Source organism: Streptomyces sp. NPDC044106, from assembly GCF_056433985.1.
This window is the reverse complement of the sequence record NZ_JBWKFZ010000004.1, coordinates 13,905-36,282: the sequence shown is the minus strand read 5'-3', so window position 1 is coordinate 36,282 and position 22,378 is coordinate 13,905. Positions and strand designations below refer to the sequence as shown.

The 22,378-nt window shown below is 72.0% G+C and carries 21 protein-coding genes and 1 pseudogene; 17 read left to right on the top strand and 5 right to left on the bottom strand.

Annotation, left to right across the window (positions count from 1 at the left end):
• Nucleotides 1-2: 2 nt before the first annotated feature.
• Complete coding sequence (locus AC07DI_RS07760; protein ID WP_384259781.1) at nt 3-761, bottom strand: DeoR/GlpR family DNA-binding transcription regulator; 759 nt, start codon at nt 759-761, stop codon at nt 3-5.
• Nucleotides 762-1,030: 269 nt separating this feature from the next.
• Here AC07DI_RS07760 and AC07DI_RS07755 point away from each other — a divergent pair, with 269 nt between their 5' ends.
• The 12 genes from AC07DI_RS07755 to AC07DI_RS07700 all read left to right on the top strand — a co-directional run bounded on the left by AC07DI_RS07755 (nt 1,031) and on the right by AC07DI_RS07700 (nt 15,548).
• Nucleotides 1,031-1,849 (top strand): endo alpha-1,4 polygalactosaminidase, encoded by an 819-nt coding sequence (locus AC07DI_RS07755; protein WP_478902918.1) that lies wholly within the window; start codon nt 1,031-1,033, stop codon nt 1,847-1,849.
• Between the two features lie 119 nt (nt 1,850-1,968).
• Nucleotides 1,969-3,297 carry an ABC transporter substrate-binding protein gene (locus AC07DI_RS07750; RefSeq protein WP_478902916.1) on the top strand — a complete coding sequence of 443 codons (1,329 nt, stop codon included), beginning with the start codon at nt 1,969-1,971 and terminating at the stop codon, nt 3,295-3,297.
• 9 nt (nt 3,298-3,306) lie between these two features.
• Complete coding sequence (locus AC07DI_RS07745) at nt 3,307-4,260, top strand: carbohydrate ABC transporter permease (RefSeq protein WP_478902915.1); 954 nt, start codon at nt 3,307-3,309, stop codon at nt 4,258-4,260.
• Nucleotides 4,257-5,144, top strand: a complete 888-nt coding sequence (locus tag AC07DI_RS07740) for a carbohydrate ABC transporter permease (RefSeq protein WP_478902914.1) — start codon at nt 4,257-4,259, stop codon at nt 5,142-5,144. The genes AC07DI_RS07745 and AC07DI_RS07740 overlap by 4 nt, the downstream gene beginning before the upstream one ends.
• Nucleotides 5,145-5,189: 45 nt before the next feature.
• The gene (locus tag AC07DI_RS07735; protein ID WP_478902912.1) at nt 5,190-6,146 is read left to right on the top strand and encodes a carbohydrate kinase family protein; all 957 of its coding nucleotides are present in this window, start codon (nt 5,190-5,192) and stop codon (nt 6,144-6,146) included.
• Nucleotides 6,143-7,486, top strand: coding sequence for an alpha-galactosidase (gene melA, locus AC07DI_RS07730; protein WP_478902910.1), 1,344 nt, complete (start codon nt 6,143-6,145; stop codon nt 7,484-7,486). The genes AC07DI_RS07735 and melA overlap by 4 nt, the downstream gene beginning before the upstream one ends.
• Before the next feature lie 43 nt (nt 7,487-7,529).
• Nucleotides 7,530-8,408 carry an SIS domain-containing protein gene (locus tag AC07DI_RS07725; RefSeq protein WP_478902909.1) on the top strand — a complete coding sequence of 293 codons (879 nt, stop codon included), beginning with the start codon at nt 7,530-7,532 and terminating at the stop codon, nt 8,406-8,408.
• Nucleotides 8,409-8,542: 134 nt separating this feature from the next.
• Nucleotides 8,543-9,397, top strand: coding sequence for a class II fructose-bisphosphate aldolase (locus AC07DI_RS07720; protein ID WP_478902907.1), 855 nt, complete (start codon nt 8,543-8,545; stop codon nt 9,395-9,397).
• Between the two features lie 99 nt (nt 9,398-9,496).
• Nucleotides 9,497-11,098 carry a murein biosynthesis integral membrane protein MurJ gene (gene murJ, locus AC07DI_RS07715; protein ID WP_478902905.1) on the top strand — a complete coding sequence of 534 codons (1,602 nt, stop codon included), beginning with the start codon at nt 9,497-9,499 and terminating at the stop codon, nt 11,096-11,098.
• Between the two features lie 178 nt (nt 11,099-11,276).
• Complete coding sequence (locus AC07DI_RS07710; protein ID WP_478902903.1) at nt 11,277-12,602, top strand: ROK family transcriptional regulator; 1,326 nt, start codon at nt 11,277-11,279, stop codon at nt 12,600-12,602.
• A gap of 121 nt (nt 12,603-12,723) precedes the next feature.
• Nucleotides 12,724-14,586 carry an ABC transporter ATP-binding protein gene (locus tag AC07DI_RS07705; RefSeq protein WP_478902901.1) on the top strand — a complete coding sequence of 621 codons (1,863 nt, stop codon included), beginning with the start codon at nt 12,724-12,726 and terminating at the stop codon, nt 14,584-14,586.
• Between the two features lie 149 nt (nt 14,587-14,735).
• Nucleotides 14,736-15,548, top strand: coding sequence for a maleylpyruvate isomerase family mycothiol-dependent enzyme (locus tag AC07DI_RS07700; protein WP_478902900.1), 813 nt, complete (start codon nt 14,736-14,738; stop codon nt 15,546-15,548).
• A gap of 28 nt (nt 15,549-15,576) precedes the next feature.
• Here the strand turns inward: AC07DI_RS07700 and AC07DI_RS07695 are convergent.
• Nucleotides 15,577-15,965: pseudogene (locus AC07DI_RS07695) on the bottom strand (VOC family protein).
• 264 nt (nt 15,966-16,229) lie between these two features.
• Between AC07DI_RS07695 and AC07DI_RS07690 the strand changes: the two are divergent.
• The 3 genes from AC07DI_RS07690 (at nt 16,230) to AC07DI_RS07680 (ending at nt 19,458) form a co-directional block, all read left to right on the top strand.
• Nucleotides 16,230-17,504: a serine hydrolase domain-containing protein gene (locus tag AC07DI_RS07690; protein ID WP_478902899.1), complete on the top strand. Its 1,275-nt coding sequence runs from the start codon at nt 16,230-16,232 to the stop codon at nt 17,502-17,504.
• A gap of 124 nt (nt 17,505-17,628) precedes the next feature.
• Nucleotides 17,629-18,480, top strand: a complete 852-nt coding sequence (locus tag AC07DI_RS07685; protein ID WP_478902897.1) for an aldo/keto reductase — start codon at nt 17,629-17,631, stop codon at nt 18,478-18,480.
• Between the two features lie 114 nt (nt 18,481-18,594).
• Nucleotides 18,595-19,458: an ABC transporter substrate-binding protein gene (locus AC07DI_RS07680; protein WP_478902895.1), complete on the top strand. Its 864-nt coding sequence runs from the start codon at nt 18,595-18,597 to the stop codon at nt 19,456-19,458.
• Between the two features lie 87 nt (nt 19,459-19,545).
• Here the strand turns inward: AC07DI_RS07680 and AC07DI_RS07675 are convergent, their stop codons facing one another.
• Nucleotides 19,546-19,962, bottom strand: coding sequence for a PPOX class F420-dependent oxidoreductase (locus tag AC07DI_RS07675; protein WP_478903440.1), 417 nt, complete (start codon nt 19,960-19,962; stop codon nt 19,546-19,548).
• Nucleotides 19,963-20,096: 134 nt separating this feature from the next.
• On the opposite strand from AC07DI_RS07675, the gene AC07DI_RS07670 reads away from it, so the two are divergent.
• A complete protein-coding gene (locus tag AC07DI_RS07670; RefSeq protein WP_478902894.1) occupies nt 20,097-20,426 on the top strand; it encodes a DUF952 domain-containing protein in 330 nt (109 codons plus the stop codon).
• Nucleotides 20,427-20,448: 22 nt separating this feature from the next.
• Here AC07DI_RS07670 and AC07DI_RS07665 read toward each other — a convergent pair whose 3' ends face one another.
• On the bottom strand, nt 20,449-20,796 hold the full coding sequence (locus AC07DI_RS07665) for a MerR family transcriptional regulator (protein WP_478902892.1): 348 nt from the start codon (nt 20,794-20,796) through the stop codon (nt 20,449-20,451).
• A 40-nt stretch (nt 20,797-20,836) separates the two neighbouring features.
• Between AC07DI_RS07665 and AC07DI_RS07660 the strand changes: the two genes are divergently transcribed.
• Nucleotides 20,837-21,223 (top strand): PPOX class F420-dependent oxidoreductase, encoded by a 387-nt coding sequence (locus tag AC07DI_RS07660; RefSeq protein WP_478902891.1) that lies wholly within the window; start codon nt 20,837-20,839, stop codon nt 21,221-21,223.
• Here AC07DI_RS07660 and AC07DI_RS07655 read toward each other — a convergent pair.
• Nucleotides 21,213-22,238, bottom strand: a complete 1,026-nt coding sequence (locus AC07DI_RS07655; protein WP_478902890.1) for a tetratricopeptide repeat protein — start codon at nt 22,236-22,238, stop codon at nt 21,213-21,215. The two genes, AC07DI_RS07660 and AC07DI_RS07655, sit on opposite strands and share 11 nt — an antisense overlap.
• Between the last annotated feature and the right edge of the window lie 140 nt (nt 22,239-22,378).

The window sequence follows — 22,378 nt, the reverse complement described above, 5'->3', positions numbered from 1 at the left end:
TCTCAGACGACCGTGACCCGCACGCCGACCGCCCCGATCGCCGACAGCTCGGCCTCCGGTGCGTCCCCGTCGGTGATGAGGGTGTGCACGTCGGCCGCCGGGCAGATCTTCGCGAACGTGGTCCTGCCGATCTTGGAGTGATCGGCGACGACGACGGAGCGGCTGCTGTGGAAGGCGAAGGCGCGGTCGGTGGCCGCCTCCAGTTGGTCGTGGGTCGTGCAGCCGTGCGCGGCGCTGATGCCGTCGACGCCGAGGAACGCGATGTCCGTGTGGTGGTCGGCGAGGGTCTTCTCGGCGATGGGGCCGATCAGTTCGTAGCTCTGGCTACGCGCGGTGCCACCGACCACGATCAGGGTGACGGCCGGGCGCAGCACCAGGGCGGCGGCGATGTTGACGGCGTTGGTGACGATGGTGACGCGGCCCCGGTCGGCGAGCAGCCGGGCCACTTCCGTGGTGGTGGAGCCGCCCGTCAGGCCCACCACCGCGCCGTCGGGGACGAGGTCGGCGGCGGCCTGGGCGATGGCCTGCTTCTGCGGGGAGCGCTGGTCCGCGCGGTGTTGCAGCGGCAGCTCGATGCTCAGCCCGCCGGCCACCGCCCCTCCGTGGGTGCGTTCGAGCAGCCGCTGCTCGCTCAGGTGCTGCAAGTCGCGTCGCACGGTGGCCTGGGAGACCCCGAGGAGCCGGGACAGCTGCGTCACATCGGCGCTGCCCCGCGTGGCGACGTGGTCGAGTATCCGCACATGGCGGTCGCTTCTCAGCACGGGCTGAGCATAGTCCGGGCGAGCAGATCCACTCACCGATTTCCAGCATCTATGCGCGCTTCTGCTTGAGTTGACGAGATTTCTGTCAATACCGATCCCTTGACATGGCTGAACACGCTCGATTTACTCCCTGGCAACGCCGATGCCGAGCACTCGGCGCAGAGGTACGCCCAGCCGGTATGTGGCTTTTGCCATGAGCCCGGACTGAGTCGCCAGGACCGCTCCCGGTCCGAGGCGGGGACGTGCCCTCCCACAGCTGGAGCTCACCGATGAGCCTCAATCGTGTTGTGCGCAGGTGTACGGCGGTGGCCGCGGCCTGTGCGGCCACCGCCGCGGTCGGCCTGCTCGCGCCCTCCACGGCGTCGGCCGCTGCCGCCGCCCCCGCGCCGCCGCCGGCCCATGCCGGCTTCGACTACCAGATCGGCGGCGCCTACACCCCGCCCGCCGGCGTCGGAATCGTCAGCCGCGACCACGGGGCCGCCCCCGCGCCCGGCCTGTACAACCTCTGCTACGTCAACGCCTTCCAGGCCCAGCCCGGGGCCGAGAGCCAGTGGGCCCCGGACCTCCTGCTGCGCGACAGGAACGGCGACGTCGTGTACGACGGCACCTGGGGCGAGGCCGTCCTCGACATCCGCACCGCCGACAAGCGCAAGCGGATCGCCGCCAAGGTCGACAAATGGATCGACGGCTGCGCGACCAACGGGTTCCAGGCCGTCGAGCCGGACAACTACGACACGTACACCCGCTTCCCCGCCTACCTGAAGGCGAGCCACGCCAAGGCCTTCGTCTCGCTGCTCTCCGCGCGCGCCCACGCCAAGGGCCTGGCCATCGCGCAGAAGAACACCCCGGACCTCGCCGCCGCGCACAAGGAGACCGGGCTCGACTTCGCCGTCGCCGAGGAGTGCGGCGAGTGGGACGAGTGCGACAAGTACGCCGCCGCGTACGGCGATCACGTCCTGGTCATCGAGTACTCGGCCGCCGGACTGCGCAAGGCCTGCGCGGGCTGGGGCGACCGGCTGAGCGTCGTCCGCCGTGACGTCGGTGTCTCGCCCAAGGGCAACAGCGCGTACCTCCGCCGGACCTGCTGACGTACGGCCGGGTTCCCGGCGACCGGAACCCGGCCACCCCCTCTTCACCGCACGGGCCCCCTCACACGAGCACGCTTCTTCCCCTCGGCGGGGCGCGCCCGATCCTCCTGGAGGTAGTGATGACTGCAGTACCCGGCGCGCCAGGTGCGCCGTCGCGGCGCACCGTGCTGCGCGCCGGCGGCGCCGGGGCGCTCGTGGCGGCCGGTGGCGCGCTGTCCGGCTGCGCCACCGGAGCCGCCGACGGCGTCGGCTCCGACGGGCGCGTCACCATCCAGATGTGGCACGGGCAGACGGACATCGCCGCGAAGGTCGTCAAGGGCCTCGTCGCCGAGTTCGAGCGCACGCATCCCGGCATCCGTGTCGACCTGGGCGGCGGAGTCCTCGCCGACGCCATGCTCCAGAAGGTCACCGCGGCGCTCGCATCCGGGTCCTACCCCGACATCGCCTACGTCTTCGGCTCCGACCTGGCGAGCGTGGCCCGCAGCCCGCAGGTCGTCGACCTGACCGACCACGTCCGCGACGCCGCGACACCATGGCGGAACTACTGGGCGCCGGCCCGCGAAGCCGTCACGATCAACGGCCGGGTGCGTGCCCTGCCCGCGCTCCTGGACTGCCTGGCCGTGGTCTGCAACAAGAAGCTGTTCGCCGAGGCCGGACTCGACCTGCCAAAGGCGGGCTGGACCTGGCAGGAGTTCACCGACACCGCGCGCCGTCTCACCGACGCGGGCAAGGGCCGGTTCGGCACCGGCTGGCCCGGCACCGGCGACGAGGACACCGTATGGCGGCTGTGGCCGCTGGTATGGGACCTCGGCGGTGACATCATCGGCGACGACGGGCGCAGCATCGGCTTCGCGAAGGAAGGCGTACGCGCCCTGGAGGTCGTCCAGGAGCTGGCCCGCGACAGAAGCGTCTACATCGACCCCAAACCGGGTAGCGAGCAGATGTACCAGGTCTTCCTGTCCGGGCGGATGGGCATGGTGGCGACCGCGCCGTGGCAGCTGCCGGACATCACGCAGGCCGAGATGGACTACCACGTCGTCCCGCTGCCCAGCTTCAGCCGCCGCCCCCTCACCATCTCGGGACCCGACACCTGGACCCTCTTCGACAACGGTGAAGCGCGCGCCAAGGCCGCCCGCACCTTCGTGACCTGGCTGATCCAGCCCTCCCAGGACAGCCGGTGGGACGTCGAGGCGGGCAGCCTCCCGCTGAGCCGGCGCAGCGAGGACCGCCCGGCCTGGCGCGGGCACGCCGAGCGCACCCCGGGCCTCTCCGTCTTCACCGACGCGGTCGCCTCCGCCCGCGTACGCCCCGTGCACCCGGCCTACCCGCGGATCTCCCGTTCCGTGGGCCGGGCCGTCGTCTCGGTGCTGCTCGGCCGCACGAGCCCCGCCGACGCGGTGCGCTCCTGCGCCGAGGAGTCCAACGCCGCCCTGCTCATTCCGCGTTGAGGACCTGACATGCCCCGACTTCCCACCCCGCTGACCATGCCCCGGGACCGCTCCGGCTCGCGCGCCCTGCGCCGTCGGCGCCGCGGCGAGGCCGCCACCGCCTGGGCGTTCATCTCTCCCGCGGTGCTCGTCATCCTCGGCCTGAGCGTCCTGCCCGTCGTCTGGTCGCTGCTGCTGTCCTTCCAGGCCAACGACCTCGTCACACCCAGCCGCTGGGTGGGCCTCGACAACTACCGCGCCCTGCGGCAGGACCCCAACTTCCACCAGGCGGTGAAGAACACCGTCGTCTACACCGTCCTCTACGTACCGCTGAGCATCGCCCTGGGGCTCGCCCTCGCCCTCGTCCTGAACCAGCGCATCCGCTTCGTCGGCCTCTACCGGACGCTGTTCTTCGTGCCCTTCGTCATCTCCGCCACGGCGCAGGGCGTGCTGTTCTCCTTCATCCTCGACCCCGAGTTCGGGGCCGCCAACTCCGTCCTGCACCACCTGGGCATCTCACCCCAGGGCTTCCTCACCGACCCCTCGCAGGCGCTCCTCGTCCTGGTCGCCATCACCCTGTGGAGCGGTACGGGACTGTGCACCGTCATCTACCTGGCCGCGCTCCAGGACGTACAGCAGTCCCTGGTCGAGGCGGCCCGCCTGGACGGCGCGGGCCCCTTCCAACTCCTGCGGCACGTGACGCTGCCCGCCCTCGCGCCGGTGAGCGTGTTCCTGCTGCTGTGGCAGACCATCCAGGCCCTCCAGGTCTTCGACCTGGTCTACGTCACCACCAAGGGCGGCCCCCTGGGCTCCACCACCGTGATCGTCTACTTCATCTGGGAGCAGGCCTTCAAGGAGTTCACCGCCGGGTACGGAGCCGCGGCCGCCTACGTGCTCGCGGTGGCGCTGCTCGTCATATCCGTCGTGCTGCGCGCGGTGCGCGGCCGCGAGCGCACCCCTCGTACGAAAGCAGCCGCCTCATGACAGCCACCACGACCGAGCCCTCCCCTCTCACCGCCCGCCCGGCCGCGGTGCCCGCCCGGCGCCGCCGCCCGCACCTGCCGTTCAGCGCCTGGCACCTTCTCCTCACGCCGCTGGCCGCGCTGTTCGCGATACCACTGGTGTGGCTGCTGCTCAGCTCGGTGATGTCCAACGCGGAGATCAACCGCTTCCCGCCGGCGCTGTGGCCCTCGAAGATCGACCTGGGTGGCTACCGCTACGTCCTCGGCAACGGCATGTTCCCGCGATGGCTGCTGAACTCCGTCATCGTCTCCGCGGTCGCGGTGACCTCGAACCTCGTCTTCGGCGCGCTCGGCGGATACGCGTTCGCCCGGATGCGGTTCGCCGGATCGCGGCTGCTGCTCGTGCTGATGCTGGCGACGATGGCGGTCCCGTTCCAGCTGACGATGATCCCCACCTTCCTGGTGATGAAGAAGCTCGGGCTCATCGACACCCTCGGCGCGCTCATCGTGCCCTCACTCGTCACGCCGTTCGCGGTGTTCCTGTTGAGGCAGTTCTTCCTGTCGCTGCCCAGGGAGCTGGAGGAGGCCGCCTGGATCGACGGCTGTTCACGGCTGCGGGTCCTCTGGTCGATCGTCATGCCGCTCGCCCGCCCCGCCCTTGCGACCGTCGCCGTACTGACCTTCCTGACCACCTGGAACGACCTGACCTGGCCGCTCATCGCCATCAACCACGACACCCAGTACACGCTCCAGCTGGGCCTGACCACGTTCCAGGGACAGCACCACACCCGCTGGTCCGCGGTGATGGCGGGCAACGTGATCACGGTCCTTCCGGTGCTCCTCGCCTTCCTGTTCGCCCAGAAGGCGTTCATCAGGTCGGTCACCTCCAGCGGCCTCAAGGGCTGACCCCGCCCACCCCACCCACCATCCGTACGAATCCGAAGGACCGCGATGCCGCCCGCGTACGACCTCCTCGTCATCGGGGACGCCAATCCCGACGTGATACTCGGCCCGCTCACCGACCCGCTCGCGTTCGGCCAGCGCGAGCAGCTCGTCGGCTCCGGCGCACTCACCCTCGGGGGCTCCGCCGCGATCATGGCCTGCGGTGCCGCCCGGCTCGGCCTGAGCGTGGCGTTCGCCGGCCGCGTCGGTGACGACGATGCGGGCCGCTACGTCCGCGACGAGCTGACCGCCCGGGGCGTCGACACCCGCGCCCTCACCCTCGACCCCGCCCTGCCCACACCCCTGACCGTCGTCCTCACCCGCGGCGACGACCGCGCCATCCTCACCTCACCCGGCACCCTCACCGCCGTCTCCGGCAAGGACGTGCCCGAGGACCTGCTCACCCGCAGCAGACACGTCCACGCCGCCTCCTACTTCCTCCAGCCGCGCCTCGCCGAAGACCTGCCCGGCCTCTTCGGCACCGCCCGCGCCCACGGCGCCACCACCTCCCTCGACACCCAGGACGACCCGTCCGGCGCCTGGGACCGGACCGCACTCGACGCCGTCCTCGCCGAGACCGGCCTCCTGCTGCCCAACGCCCAGGAGGCCCGGAGCCTTGCCGGTCCCAAAGCCCGCACCCCTGAGCTGGCCGCCCGGCTCCTCGCCACCCGCGTCCCACTGGTCGCCGTCAAGAACGGTGCCGACGGCGCCCTGTGCCACGACGGGCAGCGCCTGACCACCGCGCCCGGCCTCACCCTGACCCCCCGGGACACGGTCGGCGCCGGAGACAGCTTCGACGCCGGCTTCGTCGCCGCCACGCTCCACGGCCACCCTCCGCACCAGGCCCTGCGGTTCGCGGCTGTGTGCGGAGCCCTCTCCACCCGGGCCCACGGCGGCACCCGGGCCCAGCCCACGTGGGACGAACTCCTCGCCCACACCACCCTCAGCGGAGCACACGCCTCATGAATCGTCCCAAGATCGCCTTCATCGGTGCCGGCAGCGTCGTCTTCACCCAGGGCCTGCTCGCCGACCTGTTCGCCTTCCCCGAGCTCAAGCACGCCCGCATAGCCCTGCACGACATCGACGCCGAACGGCTCGCCACCGCCGAGGCCGCGGCCCACTACATCGCCCGCGAGCTCGGCGCCGACGCCTCCATCACCGCGCACGCCGACCGCCGCGCCGCCCTGACCGGCGCCGACTTCGTCATCAACATCGTGCAGATCGGCATGGGCGACGCCACCCGCACCGACTTCGACGTCCCGGCCGGTTACGGCCTGCGCCAGACCATCGGCGACACCCTCGGCGTCGGCGGCATCTTCCGCGCCCTGCGCACCTTCCCGTTCCTGAAGCGCCTCGGCGAGGACATCGCCGAGCTCTGCCCCGACGCATGGCTGCTCAACTACACCAACCCGATGGCCATGAACGTCCAGTACCTCACCGAGGCGACCGGCCTGACCCGGGTCGTCGGCCTGTGCCACTCCGTGTACTGGACCATGCAGGACCTGGCCAAGCTCGTCGACGTCCCGTACGAGGAGATCACCTACCGGGCCGCCGGCGTCAACCACCAGGCCTGGGTGCTCCGCTTCGAGCACCGCGGCAGCGACCTCTACCCCCGCCTCGACGAACTGATCGCCAAGGGCGAGCAGTTGCGGCGTCGCGTCCGCGTCGACATGTACCGGCGGCTCGGCTACTACCCGACCGAGACCAGCGAGCACTCCTCCGAGTACGTGCCCTGGTACCTCCACCACGACAGCGAGATCGACCGCCTGCGGCTGCCCGTCGGCGCCTACCTCGGCATCGTGGAGGAGAACGTCGCCGAGTACCACAAGACCCGCGACGCTCTGGCCGAGGGGGCACCGCTCACCGTCGAGGGCACCATGGAGTACGCGCCGCAGATCATCCACAGCATGGTCACCGGCACCCCGCGCACCGTCTACGGCAACGTCCCCAACCGAGGCCTGATCGACAACCTTCCGGCCCACGGCGTGGTCGAGGTGCCGTGCCTGGTCGACGCGGCAGGCATCCAGCCCACCCGCGCCGGAGCCCTGCCCCCGCAACTCGCCGCCCTCAACCGCACCTACCTCAGCATGAACGACCTGGTGGTACGCGCCGCCCTCGACGACGAGCCACGGCACGTCCGGCAGGCGGCCATGACCGACCCGGCCACCGCCGCCACCCTCACCGTGGACCAGATCTGGCGGCTCTGCGACGACATGGTGCGGGCCCACGGGGAGCTGCTCCAGCCGTCCCTGCGCGTCACGCTGGTCGACCCGGCGGGCGGCCCGGGAACCACCTACGTCGGCTGAACCGAAGATCCCACCCTCACCAAGGAACGGAACACAGCGCTTCATGTCACTCACGAGCCAGGAGATCGCCAGCCAGCCGCAGTGCTGGGAGACCGTGCTGAGCCAGTCGCTCGACCACGAGAAGGCGTTGCCCACGAAGGGCGAGCACGTCGCCGTGATCGGCTGCGGAACCTCGCTGTTCATGGCCCAGGCCTACGCCCAACTGCGCGAGGACAGCGGGCACGGCGCGACCGACGCCTACCCCGCGTCGGTGGCCCGCCTCAACCGCCGCTACGACCGGATCATCGCCCTGACCCGCTCAGGCACCACCACCGAGATCCTCACCGCGCTCGCCGAAGCCGATCCGGCCACCCGCGTCACCACGATCACCGCGGTGCCCGACTCCCCGGCGGCCCGCGCGGCCCACGACGTGATCGTGCTCGACGGGGCCGATGAGCGGTCCGTGGTCCAGACCCGCTACCCCACCACCCAACTCATCCTGCTCCTGGCCCATTTGGGCCACTCCGTCGAGCGGGCCCGCAGCGACGTCGCCACCGCGCTCGGCGCGCCCCTCGACCCCGTGCTGCTGCGGGCGGAGCAGATCACCTTCCTCGGCGAGGGCTGGCACGCTGGGCTCGCCCACGAGGCCGCGCTCAAGGTGCGGGAGGCGGCGGCGCGGTGGACCGAGTCGTACCTGGTCAAGGAGTACCGGCACGGGCCCATCGCGGTGGCGGGACCCGGCCGCGCCGTATGGAGCTTCTCCCCGCTGCCCGCCGAACTCGCCGACCGCGTCGAGGCCACCGGCGCATATCTGCGGCGGCCCCGGCTCGATCCGCTCGCCGAGCTGGTCCTCGCGCAGCGGGTCGCGGTGCGCCTCGCCGAGGACGCGGGCCGGGACCCCGACCGGCCCGCGCACCTGACGCGGTCCGTCGTCCTCGCCTGAGACCGGTCTCCGTCGTCCTCGCCTGAGACCGGTCTCCGCCGTCCTCGGCCGAAAGGCCCCCGGCCCGTCGTCCGCACCGACGGGCCGGGCCCCTGCCCGCCCGAACGCCCCGCCGACCCCTGGAACCCACCGCCATGCCCCTGGTCACCCCGTACGAGATGCTCCGCACCACGACCTCCGCGGTCGGCGCCTTCAACATCGCTCTCATCGAACAGACGGAGGCCGTCCTGACCGGAGCCGAGCGCGCCGGACTGCCCGTCATCCTCCAGATCAGTGAGAACGCCGTCGCCCACCACGGCGCCCTGGCCCCCATCGCGGCGGCCTCCCGCACCGCCGCCGCGTCCGCCGCCGTCCCCGTCGCCCTCCACCTGGACCACGCCACGCGCCCCGACCTGATCGAGGAGGCCGTCGACCTCGGCTTCACCTCCGTGATGTACGACGGCGCCGAGCTGCCCTGGGAGGAGAACGTCGCCCGGACGCGGCGGATCGCGCAGCACTGCCGGACGCGGGGCGTGTTCGTCGAGGCGGAACTCGGCGAGATCGGCGGCAAGAACGGCGCGCACGCCCCCGGTGTGCGTACGGACCCCGGGGAAGCGGCACGTTTCGTGGCGGACACCGGCGTCGACGCGCTCGCCGTCGCCGTCGGCACCTCCCACCACATGACCGAGCGCACCGCCCGCATCGACCTGGACCTCGTCGGCGCCCTGCGTGCCGCCGTACCGGTGCCCCTGGTCCTGCACGGTTCGTCGGGGGCCGACGACGCCACGCTGGCCGCCGCCGCGACCGCCGGAATCCGGAAGATCAACATCGCGACGCACCTCAACACCGTCTTCACCGCGGCCGTGCGAGCCGTGCTCGACGCCGACCCCGGCGTGGTCGACCCGAGGCGCTACACGAGCCGGGGGCGGGACGCGATGGCCGCCGAAGTGGCACGGCTGCTGCGCCTGTTCGCGGCGGCCGAGCCCACTCCGGCAAGCAACGTGGCCTGACGGGCGAGGGAGGTCGCGGCGACCCGCCGTCGCAAGCCCATGCGAAGATCGAATGCATGGAATGTGAACCCGGCGGCAAGACGAGGAGGCGCTGCTGACATGGCGACTCTCGCGCGCTCCTCCCTCCTGATGGCCTTCGGCACCGTGGTCTCCCGCGCCACGGGCCTGATCCGGCAGACCCTCCAGGGGGCCGCCCTCGGCACCGGCCTGCTCGCCGGCACGTACAACACCGCGAACACCGTGCCCACCAGCCTCTACACCCTGCTCATCGGCGGCGCCCTGAACGCCGTCCTGGTGCCCCAGCTGGTGCGCGCCCGCGCCGTCGACGCCGACGGCGGGAAGGCCTTCGAGCAGCGCCTCATCACTCTTGTCGTCTGCGTCCTCGGCGCCGGCACGGCCCTCGCAGTATGGGCGGCCCCGCAGATCGTCGCCCTCTACATGCGCGACACCGCGAGCAACCACGAGGCATTCGAACTCACCGTGGTCTTCGCTCGGTTCCTGCTGCCGCAGATCTTCTTCTACGGGCTCTTCGGCATCCTCGGACAGGTCCTGAACGCCCGCGAAAAGTTCGGCGCGATGATGTGGACCCCGGTCCTGAACAACATCGTGCTCGTCACGGTCTTCGGCGCCTACCTGGGCCTGATGACCGTGCCCGACGACGTGCACGAGATCACCGCCGCCCAGGTCAGGCTCCTCGGCATCGGCACCACCCTCGGCATCGCCCTCCAGGCCCTCGCCCTCCTGCCGTACGTGCGGGCCGCGGGCCTGCGCTTCCGGCCGCGCTTCGACTGGCGCGGCACGGGCCTCGGCAAGAGCGCCCGCGCCGCCCGCTGGACGCTGCTGCTCGTCCTCGCCAACCAGGTCGCGCTGACCGTCGTCACGAACTACGCCAACGCCGCCGACCGTAGCCTGCCGAAGGAAGGCGTCGGCTACACGGCGTACACGTACGCACAGACGATCTGGCTCCTGCCGCAGTCCATCGTCACCGTCACCCTGGTGACCGCGCTGCTGCCCCGGATGAGCAAGGCCGCGGCGGAGGGCCGCACCGCCGACCTGCGCGCGGAGCTGTCCCGCGCCCTGCGCGTCACCGGCACCGTGATCGTGCCCGCGGGGTTCTTCTTCCTCGCCTTCGGTCCGCAGACCGCCGAACTGCTCTTCGCCCACGGCGCGTCCGACGCGGCCGCCACCGAGCCCCTCGGCCACATGCTCCAGGCCTTCGGTCTCGGCCTGATCCCGTTCTCCGCCCAGTACCTCCTGCTCCGCGGCTTCTACGCCTACGAAGACACCCGTACCCCGTTCTGGATGGCGGTCTGCGTCGCGGGCCTCAACATCGGACTGGCCAGCGCCTGCCACCTGCTGCTGCCCGCGCGCTGGGCCGTCACCGGCATGGCCGCCGCCTACACCCTGTCGTACGCGGTGGGTCTGCTGCTCACCGCGCGGCTGCTGCGCCGACGCCTCGGCGGCTACCTCGACGGACGCCGACTGGCCCGCACCTACGGCAAGTTGATCCTCGCCTCCACCCTGGCCGGGGCCCTCGGCTGGGCGGCCGCCCGCGCGGGCGCGAAGGTGGCACAGGACGGGACGGCGGCGACCGCCCTCGCGCTGGCGGCCGGTGCGCTGACGATGACCGTGGGCTACCTCGCCCTCGCGCGCCTGCTCCGGATAGCGGAGGTGCGGATGCTGCCCGGTCTGCGGCGCTGAGGGCCTGTCTTTGAACCCCCGTCGTCCGCGCGAAGCGCGGGCGCAGCGGTGTTCCGTGCGCCGAGGGCGCGTGCCGGGCGTCGGGGCGCAGACGGGGGTTCAAAGACAGGCTCTGAGAGCCTGAGACCGCTCGAACGTGCTCGCGCACGGGTATGTTGCCGAGCGGGGAGGAGCCCACATGGCCGAGCGGAGCAGTCGAACGGCGCGTGACCTGCGCGTGGGCAACCGCGCCTCGGTGCTGCAACGGTTGTATTTCGGCGGGCCGATGAGCCGCCAGGCGCTCGGACCCGCGACCGGCCTCAGCTCCGGTTCCGTGAGCAACGTCGTCGCCGAGCTCACCGCGGACGGCCTCCTGGAGGAGGCGGGCAGCGTCGAGTCCGACGGCGGACGCCCGCGCACCCTGTTGCGCGTCGCGCCGTCGAGCGGCCGTCTCATCGGCGTGGACGTCGGGGAGACGCGGGTCCGCGTGGCGGCCTTCGACCTGAGTCTTGCCGAACTCGCCTGCGCGGAGCGGCTGTTGGCCGACTCCGGACACGACGTGGAGACCGTCGTCCGCCACATCGGCGAGGGCGTGGCAGAGGTGACGGCGCAGGCGGGCGCCCTGTCCGGCCCCCTGATCGGCGTGGGCGTCGGCGTCCCCGGCATCGTCGACCGCGACGACGAGGGTGCCACCGTGGTGCACGGCCAGACCATCGGCTGGGACGCCGTCCCGCTGGAGCGCATGCTGTGCGAGACGGTCGAACTGCCCTCTGGGACCGCCTACTTCGTCGACAACGGCGCCCGGGCGCTCGGGCAGGCGGAGATGTGGTTCGGCGGTGGTCGCGGGGTGCGCGACGCGGCGATCGTGCTGATCGGCTCGGGCCTCGGCGCCTGCGTCGTCACCGGCGGCGTCATCCACGGCGGCGCACGGGGCGCCCCCGCAGAGTGGGGCCACCTGACCGTCGGCGTCCGGGGCCGCCGCTGCCGCTGCGGGGCGCGAGGGTGCCTTGAGGCGTACGCGGGAGCCGAGGCGCTCCTGGCGCGCTGGCAGGAAGCGGGCGGCGGGCCTCCGCCCGGCGCCGACCAGGAGACCGGTGTGCGCGCACTCCTGTCGGCCGCCCATCCGCAGGACGGCACGGCGCCGGACCCGGTCGCCGCGGCCGTGCTCGACGAGACCGCCGAGTACCTCGGCGCGGGCATCTCCGGCCTCGTCAACCTCTTCGGCCCCGAACGCGTCCTGATCGGCGGCTGGGCGGGCCTCCAGCTGGGCCCGTACCTGCTGCCCGCCGTCCGGGAGCACGCCGACGCCTACGCGCTGCGCCACCCCGCGGCCCGTGTCACGGTCGACCTCGGCCAACTCGGCCCGGACGCGGTCACGGTGGGTGCGGCGACGCTGCCCCTCGCCGACTTCTTCACCCGGGGCGGCCGCCGCCGCGCGACGCCGCCCCGGACGGAGTCCTCGACGCAGACCGCGCCGGGCCGGCAGACGGTGCTGGAGGGGCGAGGGGTGCGGGGGCCGCGGTGAGCGCTTCCCCCGCCACCTCCGGGCGGCGCGGCTTCCCTTCGTCTGCTCGGGCCGGCGCGGACGGGCTGCGGCGCACGGCACGGCAGTCAGGTGGATCTCGCCGTACAGCGTCCTGCAAGGCGTGACCGACGCAGCTCCCACCCCGCGACCCGCGCCCGCAAGCACCGAATCCACCGGCAAGGGCACACAGAAGGCCGAGCGGCTTCCCGCGAAGGAGACCTGGCGCGCCCTCTACCGGCACTTCCGGCCGCACCGCGGAGCCGTCGCGCTCGGCGCCTTCCTGACGCTGATCGGCTCGGTGACCGGGCTCGCGCAGCCATTGGCCGCCAAGTCACTGGTGGACCGGCTCGGCAGCGACGACTCCATCGCCGGCGTCCTGCTCCTCCTCATCGCGCTGGTGGTGCTCGGCACCGCGATCGAGTCCGTCGGCGCGTACGTTCTGGAACGCACCGCGGAGTCCGTGGTCCTCGCGGCGCGGCGCACCCTGATCGGGCGGCTGCTGCGGTTGCGTCTCGCGGAGGTCGAACGCACCCAGCCGGGCGATCTGATGTCCCGCGTCACCTCGGACACGACACTGCTGCGGCAGGTGACGACCCAGTCCGTGGTGTCCGCCGCCTCCGGCGGGCTCACCTTCCTCGCGACGGTCGTGATGATGGGCCTCATGGACCCGGTGCTGCTCGGCGTGACGCTGGGCGTGATCGTGCTGATCGGCGGCGCGGTGGCCCTGGTCATGCCGAAGATCGCCTGGGCGACGCAGCACGCGCAGGAGGCGGTCGGCACGATCTCGACCGCACTGGAGCGTGCCTTCGGCGCCTTCCGCACCCTGAAGGCCTCCGGCGCAGAGCAGCGCGAGGCGGCCGCGGTGGAGGCGGCGGCGGTCGACGCGTGGCGGCACGGGGTGCGCTCGGCGAAGTGGCAGTCGATCGCGTGGAGTTCGGTCGGGTTCGCGGTGCAGGTGTCGTTCCTCGCGGTGCTCGGGATCGGCGGCGCGCGGGTCGCGTCCGGTGCGATATCCGTCTCGACGCTGGTCGCGTTCCTGCTCTTCCTCTTCTACCTGATCGACCCGGTGTCGCGCATGGTCGAGGCGGCTTCGCAGTACCAGGTGGGGTCGGCGGCGATCGCCCGCATCGTGCAGGCGGAACGCCTGGAGACGGAGCGGACGGACCATGCCGACACGTCCCGTACAGGGGAGCGCCCGGCGGATGCGGGACGGCCCGCGCAAGGCCTCCCGTCCACCCAAGGCCCAACTTCGGTGACCTTCGACGACGTGACCTTCCGCTACCGCGACGACCTCCCGTACGTGCACCACGGCGTGAGCTTCGACGTGCCCGGCCCGGGCATGACGGCGTTCGTCGGACCGTCGGGCGCGGGCAAGACCACGGTGTTCGGCCTGATCGAGCGGTTCTACGAGGCGACGGGCGGCCGGGTCCTGGTGGACGGCGTCGACGTGCGGGAGTGGCCGCTCGCCGAACTGCGCGCCGCCATCGGATACGTGGAGCAGGATGCCCCCGTGCTCGCGGGCACCCTGCGCGAGAACCTCCTCTTCGCGGCGCCGGACGCCACCGACGCCGAGGTGCGGGAGGTGCTGGTACGTGCCCGGCTCGACGCCGTGGTCGAACGGCTGCCCGAAGGCCTGGACACGGTGGTGGGGCACCGCGGTTCCAAGCTGTCCGGCGGCGAGCGGCAGCGGGTGGCGATCGCGCGGGCACTGCTCAGGAAGCCCCGCCTGCTGCTGCTCGACGAGGCGACCTCACAGCTGGACGCGGTCAACGAACTGGCGCTGCGGGACGTGGTGGCCGAGGTGTCCCGAGAGGTCACGGTCCTCGTGGTGGCACACCGCCTGTCGACGGTGACACTGGCCGACCGGATCGTGGTGATGGACGCGGGAAGGGTACGCGCGGTGGGCACGCACGCCGAACTGGTGGCGGCGGACCCGCTGTACGGGGAACTGGCGGCGACCCAGTTCCTGGCGACGTCGGCATGACGGCCGAGGCGGGGCGCGGCCCAGCCGCAGAGCCTGTCTTTGCACCCCGACGTCCGCGCGGGGCGCAGGCGGGGGTGCAAAGACAGGCCCTCAACTCGCGCAGGTCTTTTTCCGCCCGGCATCCGCGACCCGTGGTCTACCGTGACGGCATGACGAGTCCGAGCCCCAGCGCGGTCCACGACCGCTATGCCGACCGAATCATCGACCAGACAGCCCAGTTGGCCGCTGCCGTCGTCGGCGCGAAGGCCACCGTGCCGGTGCCCGGGTGCCCCGGCTGGACCCTCGCCCACCTGCTGCGCCACGTCGGCGGCGCGCACCGCTGGGCCGAGACCGTCGTCCGGACCCGGGCCACAGGACCCGTCTCCGACGATCAGGTCAACCTCGTCACGCCCGAGGCGGACGACGACATCCCCGCGCTCTCCGCCTGGCTCACGGACGGGGCGGCCCGGTTCGCGGACACGCTCCGCGAGGCCGGTCCGGAGGCCGAGGTGTGGACGGTGGCCCCGGGTGGCACCCCCCTCTTCTGGGCCCGCCGCATGACGTACGAAACCGTCGTCCACCGCTTTGACGCGACAGCGGCCGTCGGCGGCACCTACACCCTCGACGCGGACATCGCCATCGACGGCCTCGACGAGTGGATGGAGTTCGGCGCGCTGCCCCAGGCGTACGAGTCGGCGGACGCGCGGCGCGCGCTCCTGGGCCCCGGCCGCACACTCCACTTCCACGCGACGGACGCCCCCGGGGGGACGGGGGAGTGGCTGATCGACCTCACCGAGGAACCGATCACCTGGAGCCACGCGCACGAGAAGGCGACCACCGCCGTGCGCGGCCCGCTCACCGACCTCCTGCTGCTCATGTACCAGCGCCGCAGGCCGGCCGCCGCGGACGGCATCGAGGTCCTGGGGGACGAGGCGCTGCTCACCGACTGGGTATGGGGAGCGGGTCACTGGCTGAGGAAGTGACCCGCCCGGCGGAGGCGGAGAGCCCGCCCTACGCGCCCTCCATGATCTGGATCAGGTTTCCGCAGGTGTCGTCCAGGACCGCGACGGTGACCTGGTCCATCTCCACCGGTTCCTGGGTGAAGCGCACACCGAGCCCGCTCAGCCGGTCGAACTCGGCCCGCACGTCGTCCACGGTGAACGCGGCGGCCGGGATGCCGTCCTCGACCAGCGCCGTCTTGTACGGCTTCACCGCGGGGTGTCCGTCCGGCTCGAGCAGCAGCTCGGTCCCGTCGGGCTCCTCCGGTGAGACCACAGTCAGCCAGCGGTCCTCGCCCATCGGAATCTCGGCCTTCTTCTCGAAGCCCAGCACGTCCGTGTAGAAGCGCAGGGCGTTCTCCTGGTCGTCGACGAAGACGCGCTGGTCAGACGGATCTTCATGGGGTCCTCCGGTGCATGGCAACCCTGCCTCGAAGACATGATCCGGCACGACCCGCACCGTGGGCAAGCAGCGGCTTGCCCATCAAGGTGGGGTTCTCCGCACCCCTGCCAGGGGGTCTCCTCCATGGTCGGCCATGTCCCTCGCATGGGTCAATGATCTTGGCGAGGGCGCACCGCCCAGCCGCTGTACGGCACCCCAACTCCGGTCACCTGCACGGCCGTTGGCGGTAGCCGTACGCTTCCCGGCGACGTGAGGTCACCCCCATGACACAGCTGCGAGACTCCGCACGCGACACCCGCATTGCTACCGGCACCGCCACTGCTACCGGCACCGCCACCGCCGCGGCCGACCGGTCCCGGCCCGTCCGTGGCCGCCGCAGGGCCGCGCTCGGCTCGGTAGCGGCGATCGCCGTCACGGCGACGCTGGCGATTCCGGTCTCCACCGCGTGGGCCCAGCCCGACCCCGGCCGGGTCGGCTACGGACGGGCGGACCTCCAGCGGGGCCTGGACGACGTCGTACGAAAGGACGGCGTGGTGGGCGCCGAGGCCACCCTGGTGGACGGAGAGCGCCGCAGCTCGGTGCGGAGCGGCACCGCCGAGCTCGGCTCCGACCGGCCGGTGCCGCGGCAGGGCTACTTCCGGATGGGCAGCAACACCAAGACCTTCGTCTCCACCGTGGTCCTGCAACTGGTCGCCGAAGGGCGCGTACGCCTCGACGACACCGTCGAGCGATGGCTGCCCGGAGTGGTCGACGCCAACGGCAACGACGGCAGCCGGATCACCGTACGGCAGCTGCTCCAGCACACCAGCGGGCTGCCCGACTACGACGACAGCCTGCCCATCACCGATGAGGACGCATTCGAGAAGCACCGCTTCGACCGCTACGAGCCGCGCGACCTGGTCGACATGGCCCTGCGCCACCGGCCCCTCTTCGAGCCCGGCAAGGGCTGGAGCTACTCCAACACCGGCTACATATTGGTCGGAATGATCATCCAGAAGGTGACGGGGCACCACTGGAGCGACGAGGTCCGCGACCGGATCATCGGACCTCTCGGTCTGCGGCACACGTTCTCCGCGGGAGCGCGCACGGGCCTGCCCGAGCCGCACGCCAAGGCGTACCAGCAGTTCAAGCCCGGGGGCCGGCTGGTCGAAAGCACCGAGTTGAGCATGACCTGGGGCGGCGCGGCGGGCGACCTCGTCACCACGTCCAACGACCTCACACGCTTCTGGCAGGGCCTCCTCGGCGGCAAGCTCCTGGGGCCGCGCCAGATGGCGCAGATGCTCAGGACGGTGCCGGCCACCGAACCGGGCGACAAGGTGGTCAGGGAGATGGGCCTCGGCATCTTCCGGACGCGGCTGAGCTGCGGCGGCGGGTACTGGGGCCACGGCGGGACCACTCTCGGCCACCTGAACGCCAACGGCTTCGTCGACAAGGGCAGGAAGGGCGTCATCGTGATGCGGTCGACCAACATGGCGGCGGAGGACCGCGACGACCGCACCGACCGGCTCGTCGACGACGCGTTGTGCGGGAAGCGCTGACCGCTCGTTGCGCCGACCGGGGGGACGGGCGGACCGCCCAAGGCCCCCGGTCGGCCGTCTGGGCGGGCGGCGCCAGGAAGCGCGGGCCACAGTGGACTGAGCCGCGTGACCTGGAGGAGGCCCCATGCAGCACGTCACCCTGAACAACGGTGCCGAGATGCCGATCCTCGGGTTCGGTGTCTACCAGATCCCGCCGGACCAGACGGAGCAGGCCGTCTCCGACGCGCTGGCCGCCGGATACCGGCTGCTCGACACCGCCGCCGCCTACGGCAACGAGGAGGCCGTGGGCTGGGCCATCAAGAGCAGTGGCGTCCCGCGCGAGGACCTGTTCGTCACCACCAAGCTGTGGGTCCAGGACGCGCCCGCCGAGGAGAACACGGAACGCGCCTTCGAGACGTCGCTGACCAGGCTCGGCCTGGACTACGTCGACCTCTACCTGATGCACCAGCCCTACGGCGACGTGTACGGGCAGTGGCGTGCCATGGAGGCCCTGTACCGCGAGGGTCGCGCCAGGGCGATCGGTGTCGCCAACTTCTACCCCGACCGGCTCACCGACCTCATCATCAACAACGACGTCACGCCCGCGGTCGACCAGATCGAGACGCACCCGTTCTTCCAGCGCGCCGCCGACCACGAGGTCATGCGCGAGCACGGCGTCCAGCTCCAGTCCTGGGGCGGTTTCGCCGAGGGCAGGAACGACCTGTTCACCACCCCTTTACTGCGAGAGATCGGCAAACAGTACGGCAAGTCCGTGGCGCAGGTCGTGCTGCGCTGGCTGATCCAGCGCGGCATCGTCGCGATCCCCAAGTCGGTCCACGCCGAACACATGGCGGAGAACATCGACGTCTTCGACTTTGAACTCTCCGACCATCAGATGGCCCAGATCACCACGCTGGACACCGGGGAGACGCACTTCTTCGACCACCACGACCCGGAGATCGTCACCTGGCTCGCCCAGCGACGCCTGGAGCCCTGAGAGCCACGCGCCCGAAGGCCGCCGTGTACTCCGGGGTGCGCCCGGGCAGGTAGCACCGGGACGGCCGCGGCAGGAGAGGGAGCGCGGCGCGGGACGGCGGGAGGGGTCGGCATCATGGCACGAGACACGGTCCAGAACTGGGAGTTCACCGACGACCGGGGCCACCTGGTGCGGACCGCACACCGCCCGTCCCGCCTGATCGCCTACGTCCCGACCGGCGCCGCGCTGTACGACCACGGGATATGCCCCACCGGTCTCTTCGGGTCCGCGCACGACGACCCGGACCTGCCGGACCCGGCCAAGGCGGGCAGCCTCCCCCTGATGGACCTCCCCTACTTCGGCGCGGGGCCCGCCCTCGACCTCGACGCCCTGCTCGCCGCCGCACCCGACCTCGTCGTGGCGCTGACCTACGGCGGCGGCCAGGTCTACGGCATGGCCCCGGAGGCCGCCAAGCACCTGGAGGAGCAGGTCCCGTTCGTCGTGCTCGACGTCGGAAGCGGTCGCAGCCTCGCGGGAATCAGGGACCGCCTCACCGCGCTCGCACACGGTCTCGGCGCCGATCCGCAGCCGGGGGCGAACGCCGAACTCGCGGCGGCGGAGCGCCGGTTGGCGTCCGCGGCGGCCGGCCCCGCACGTCCGCGCGTACTCGCCCTCTCCCCGGCGGGGCCCGGCTCCGTCCACCTGGCAAGGCCGCACGCCTGGCCCGACCTCGCGGCGCTCGCCGAACGCGGCGTCGGCCTCGTGGACCCGGCTCCGGGGAAGGGCGCCAACTGGTCCACGACGACCTGGGCCGAGGCGACCGCGCTGGAGCCGGACCTCGTCCTCACCGACGTGCGCGGCAACGCCACGCCGCTGGGCGACGCCTTCGGCCCCGGCGTCCCCGTCCTGCCCTGGAACCCCGAACTCCCGCCCAGCGCGAAGGAACACGCCGCCTTCCACACCGCGCTCGCGGAAGCCCTTCAGGCCGTGCGGCCCTGAGAGCCTGTCTTTGAACCCCCGCGCTTCGCGCGGACGACGGGGGTTCAAAGACAGGCTCTCACCGTGCCGCGCCGTGGTGCGGCCCGGTCAGTCGGCGATGCCCCCGAAGGCGACGACGCGATCGACGCGGGCCCGCACCAGGTACTCGCCCGGCACGGAGTTCCGCTTCCCGTACGCGTCCGCGTGCTCGGCACCCATGTAACGGCCGCCGATCCGGGCCGCCCAGTCGCGCAGGGCGCCGGGGTCGTCGGTGAAGTCCGCGGTGCACTCCAGCATCACGTACGAGAAGGGTGGCCGCTGGTCGTCCACGCAGAGCGAGAAGCGCGGTTCGCGGCGCAGCGCCCTGTACTTGAGGGACTCGTGCCAGGTGGTGAAGACGAGCTCGTCCCCGTCGAGCAGGAACCACACCGGCGTGACGTGCGGGCGCCCGTCCGCCCGGTTCGTCGCGAGCTTCCCGGTCCGTGTCCCCTCAAGGACGAAGGACCGCCACTCGCTGTCGCTCATGGATCGCATGCGTCTGCTCCTCTCACCGGCGGCTCGCCGGGCAGCGTCGAAGGCCCGTGGAGCGTACATGGATCCTCGCCGTCGCTCGCGCACATTCCGGCCGCGGCGGACCGGCCGCCACGTACCGTTGATCCATGACGCGACTGCTGCACATCACCGAGCGCGCCCTGTGGGATGCCGCCCGGGAGACCGGAACGTACGAGATGTCGACCCGGGGCAGGACTCTGGGTGAGGAGGGCTTCATCCACTGCTCACTCCCGGACCAGTTGCGCGGCGTGGCGGATTTCCTCTACGGGAATGACGAGGACCCCGACGAACTGGTGATCCTCACCATCGACAGCGAACGCCTGTCCGTGCCCGTACGCTTCGAGGCCGCGAAACCCGGTGGCGAGGAATTCCCGCACATCTACGGCCCGCTGCCCGTGGACGCGGTGACCGAGGTCTCCCCATGGCCGACGGCGTGACCATGCCGACGCGAACCGACCGCTACCACTCCGTGAGGTAGCGGTGCAGGTGGGCCGCGCCCTCCAGCACGGAACGTGCCCGCCCGTCCAGCGCCGCCCCGCGCTGGGCCAGGGCCGAGCGGAGCGCGCCGACGCCACCGCCGCGGCGCAGCTCGTCGAGGATCGGGCGGATCTGCGGCAGAAGGTAGTGGCTCTGGCGGAGCGGATGGACGACGCGGGCGTCGCGGACGTCCGCGGGCAGGTACGAGCGGTAGTGCGTGCCCGGGGCCCGTGACGGTGTCAGAAGTCCGGCGCTCTCCCAGACCCGCAGGGCCGAGGCGCGCACGCCCAGGTGGGCGGCCACCTCGCCGATGCGCAGCCGCAAGCGCATCAGAGCGGGAGCATTGGGCCCGGCCCTCTAGACTCGCGGCATGGCCGACACCCTGCTGACGCAGCTCAGCGCCGGAAAGTACCTGCTGGTCAGCAGCTATAAGAAGGACGGCACGCCGGTGCCGACCCCCGTCTGGGTCGTCGAGGACGAGGACGCGCTCGGCATCTGGACGCCCCGGGACTCCTGGAAGGTGAAGCGGATCCGCAGGCGCGCGGACGTCATGGTCGGCCCGTGCGACCGGCGGGGCAACCCCACGGGCGAACAGGTGCCCGCCACCGCCGAGATCTGCGCCCCGGACGTCACCGCCCGCTACCGGACCCGCATCCTGCACAAGTACGGCGTCGTCGGCTTCCTCACCCTGTCCGGCAGCAGGATCCGCCGCGGCCTGTCGGGCACGGTGGGAATCCGCATCACGCTCAAAGGTTGACGGCGGCCGCCGTCTCGGCCCGGAAGGCGACGACCATGTCACGGGCGTGCCGCAGCCCCATGCGGCCGAAGTCGGCCTCCAGTACGGCCAGTTCGGCCAGCGTCGCCTGCCGGTCGCGCCCGAGCCGCGCCCGGCACTTGGCCAGGCCGAGCCGGGACAGCGCGGAACCGCGCGGTTCGCGCATCGTGTCGAACTCTTCGAGGGCGACGGCGTACGTTTTTGCCGCTTCCGCATAACGCCCCGCGCGGTACAGGACGTTGCCCCGCATCTTGTGGTTGTAGGCGAGCGCGCTCGCCAGATCCATGGACCGGCACACCGCCTCGGCCTCGGACAGCAGCGCCAGCGCCCGGTCCGGCTCGCCCCGGAGCGACAGTACGTCGGCCACGCCCCGCAGCGACCAGGCGCGCCCCCGCGCGTCGTCCGCCTCGGTGGAGATCCGTACCGACTCCTCGAAGAGCTCGAGCGCCTTCTCGTGCTGACCGGAGTTGCGGTGCATCTGCGCGATCCCCGTCATCGCCCAGACCATGTGCCGCGCCTCGCCGCGCGCCCGCCCCTGTTCGAGCAACTCCTCGTGGAGCGCGGCGACGGCCGCGTAATCGCCCTGTATGCGTCCCGTCTCGGCGAGGCCCGCGAGCGCGTAACCGTGCGCGAGGGCGTCGCCGCTGCCCGACGCCAGCTCCACGGAGAGCGTGAGCAGCCTGCGGGCGAGCGGCAGCGCCCCGCACTGGCGCGCGAGGGTGCCCCCGCTCCACAGTGCCCAGGCCATGGCCCCGCGGTCCCCGGTGGCACGGGCGCTGCGGTAGCTCTGCCGCCAGGCGGCGCCCGCGTCGTCGACCCGGCCGAGCCGCCGGCTGGCCTCGGCGAGCGCGAGGGCGGCCCGCGCCCGCTCCACCGGGCCGTCCGCCCGGGCGAGCGCGCGGCCGGCCGTGGCGCGGACGTCCTCGTAGGAGGAGTTGACGGTCAGCTCCGAGCGCAGCTCGCCCTGGTACTCCGGGGCGAATGCCTTGACGTGCATGGATCCGAGGCCTCTCGATCGTTCATCGACGTGACGTGATCAAGAAGCTACGAGCCGGGGGCGGGCCGGCGAATCCGTCCCCGTACGGGTCATCGCGTACGACTCGAGTGCTACGGGCGCGAGCGTGATCACCCTCGGGA

Excerpts from the sequence above, each read along its gene's own strand:
- AC07DI_RS07680 (WP_478902895.1), top strand. The coding sequence starts at position 18,595 with ATGGCACGAGACACGGTCCAGAACTGGGAGTTCACCGACGACCGGGGC.
- AC07DI_RS07675 (WP_478903440.1), bottom strand. The coding sequence starts at position 19,962 with ATGAGCGACAGCGAGTGGCGGTCCTTCGTCCTTGAGGGGACACGGACC.
- AC07DI_RS07685 (WP_478902897.1), top strand. The coding sequence starts at position 17,629 with ATGCAGCACGTCACCCTGAACAACGGTGCCGAGATGCCGATCCTCGGG.
- AC07DI_RS07745 (WP_478902915.1), top strand. The coding sequence starts at position 3,307 with ATGCCCCGACTTCCCACCCCGCTGACCATGCCCCGGGACCGCTCCGGC.
- AC07DI_RS07670 (WP_478902894.1), top strand. The coding sequence starts at position 20,097 with ATGACGCGACTGCTGCACATCACCGAGCGCGCCCTGTGGGATGCCGCC.
- AC07DI_RS07725 (WP_478902909.1), top strand. The coding sequence starts at position 7,530 with ATGTCACTCACGAGCCAGGAGATCGCCAGCCAGCCGCAGTGCTGGGAG.
- AC07DI_RS07720 (WP_478902907.1), top strand. The coding sequence starts at position 8,543 with ATGCCCCTGGTCACCCCGTACGAGATGCTCCGCACCACGACCTCCGCG.
- murJ (WP_478902905.1), top strand. The coding sequence starts at position 9,497 with ATGGCGACTCTCGCGCGCTCCTCCCTCCTGATGGCCTTCGGCACCGTG.
- AC07DI_RS07660 (WP_478902891.1), top strand. The coding sequence starts at position 20,837 with ATGGCCGACACCCTGCTGACGCAGCTCAGCGCCGGAAAGTACCTGCTG.
- AC07DI_RS07690 (WP_478902899.1), top strand. The coding sequence starts at position 16,230 with ATGACACAGCTGCGAGACTCCGCACGCGACACCCGCATTGCTACCGGC.
- AC07DI_RS07750 (WP_478902916.1), top strand. The coding sequence starts at position 1,969 with ATGACTGCAGTACCCGGCGCGCCAGGTGCGCCGTCGCGGCGCACCGTG.
- AC07DI_RS07665 (WP_478902892.1), bottom strand. The coding sequence starts at position 20,796 with ATGCGCTTGCGGCTGCGCATCGGCGAGGTGGCCGCCCACCTGGGCGTG.
- AC07DI_RS07755 (WP_478902918.1), top strand. The coding sequence starts at position 1,031 with ATGAGCCTCAATCGTGTTGTGCGCAGGTGTACGGCGGTGGCCGCGGCC.
- melA (WP_478902910.1), top strand. The coding sequence starts at position 6,143 with ATGAATCGTCCCAAGATCGCCTTCATCGGTGCCGGCAGCGTCGTCTTC.
- AC07DI_RS07740 (WP_478902914.1), top strand. The coding sequence starts at position 4,257 with ATGACAGCCACCACGACCGAGCCCTCCCCTCTCACCGCCCGCCCGGCC.
- AC07DI_RS07655 (WP_478902890.1), bottom strand. The coding sequence starts at position 22,238 with ATGCACGTCAAGGCATTCGCCCCGGAGTACCAGGGCGAGCTGCGCTCG.
- AC07DI_RS07710 (WP_478902903.1), top strand. The coding sequence starts at position 11,277 with ATGGCCGAGCGGAGCAGTCGAACGGCGCGTGACCTGCGCGTGGGCAAC.
- AC07DI_RS07735 (WP_478902912.1), top strand. The coding sequence starts at position 5,190 with ATGCCGCCCGCGTACGACCTCCTCGTCATCGGGGACGCCAATCCCGAC.
- AC07DI_RS07700 (WP_478902900.1), top strand. The coding sequence starts at position 14,736 with ATGACGAGTCCGAGCCCCAGCGCGGTCCACGACCGCTATGCCGACCGA.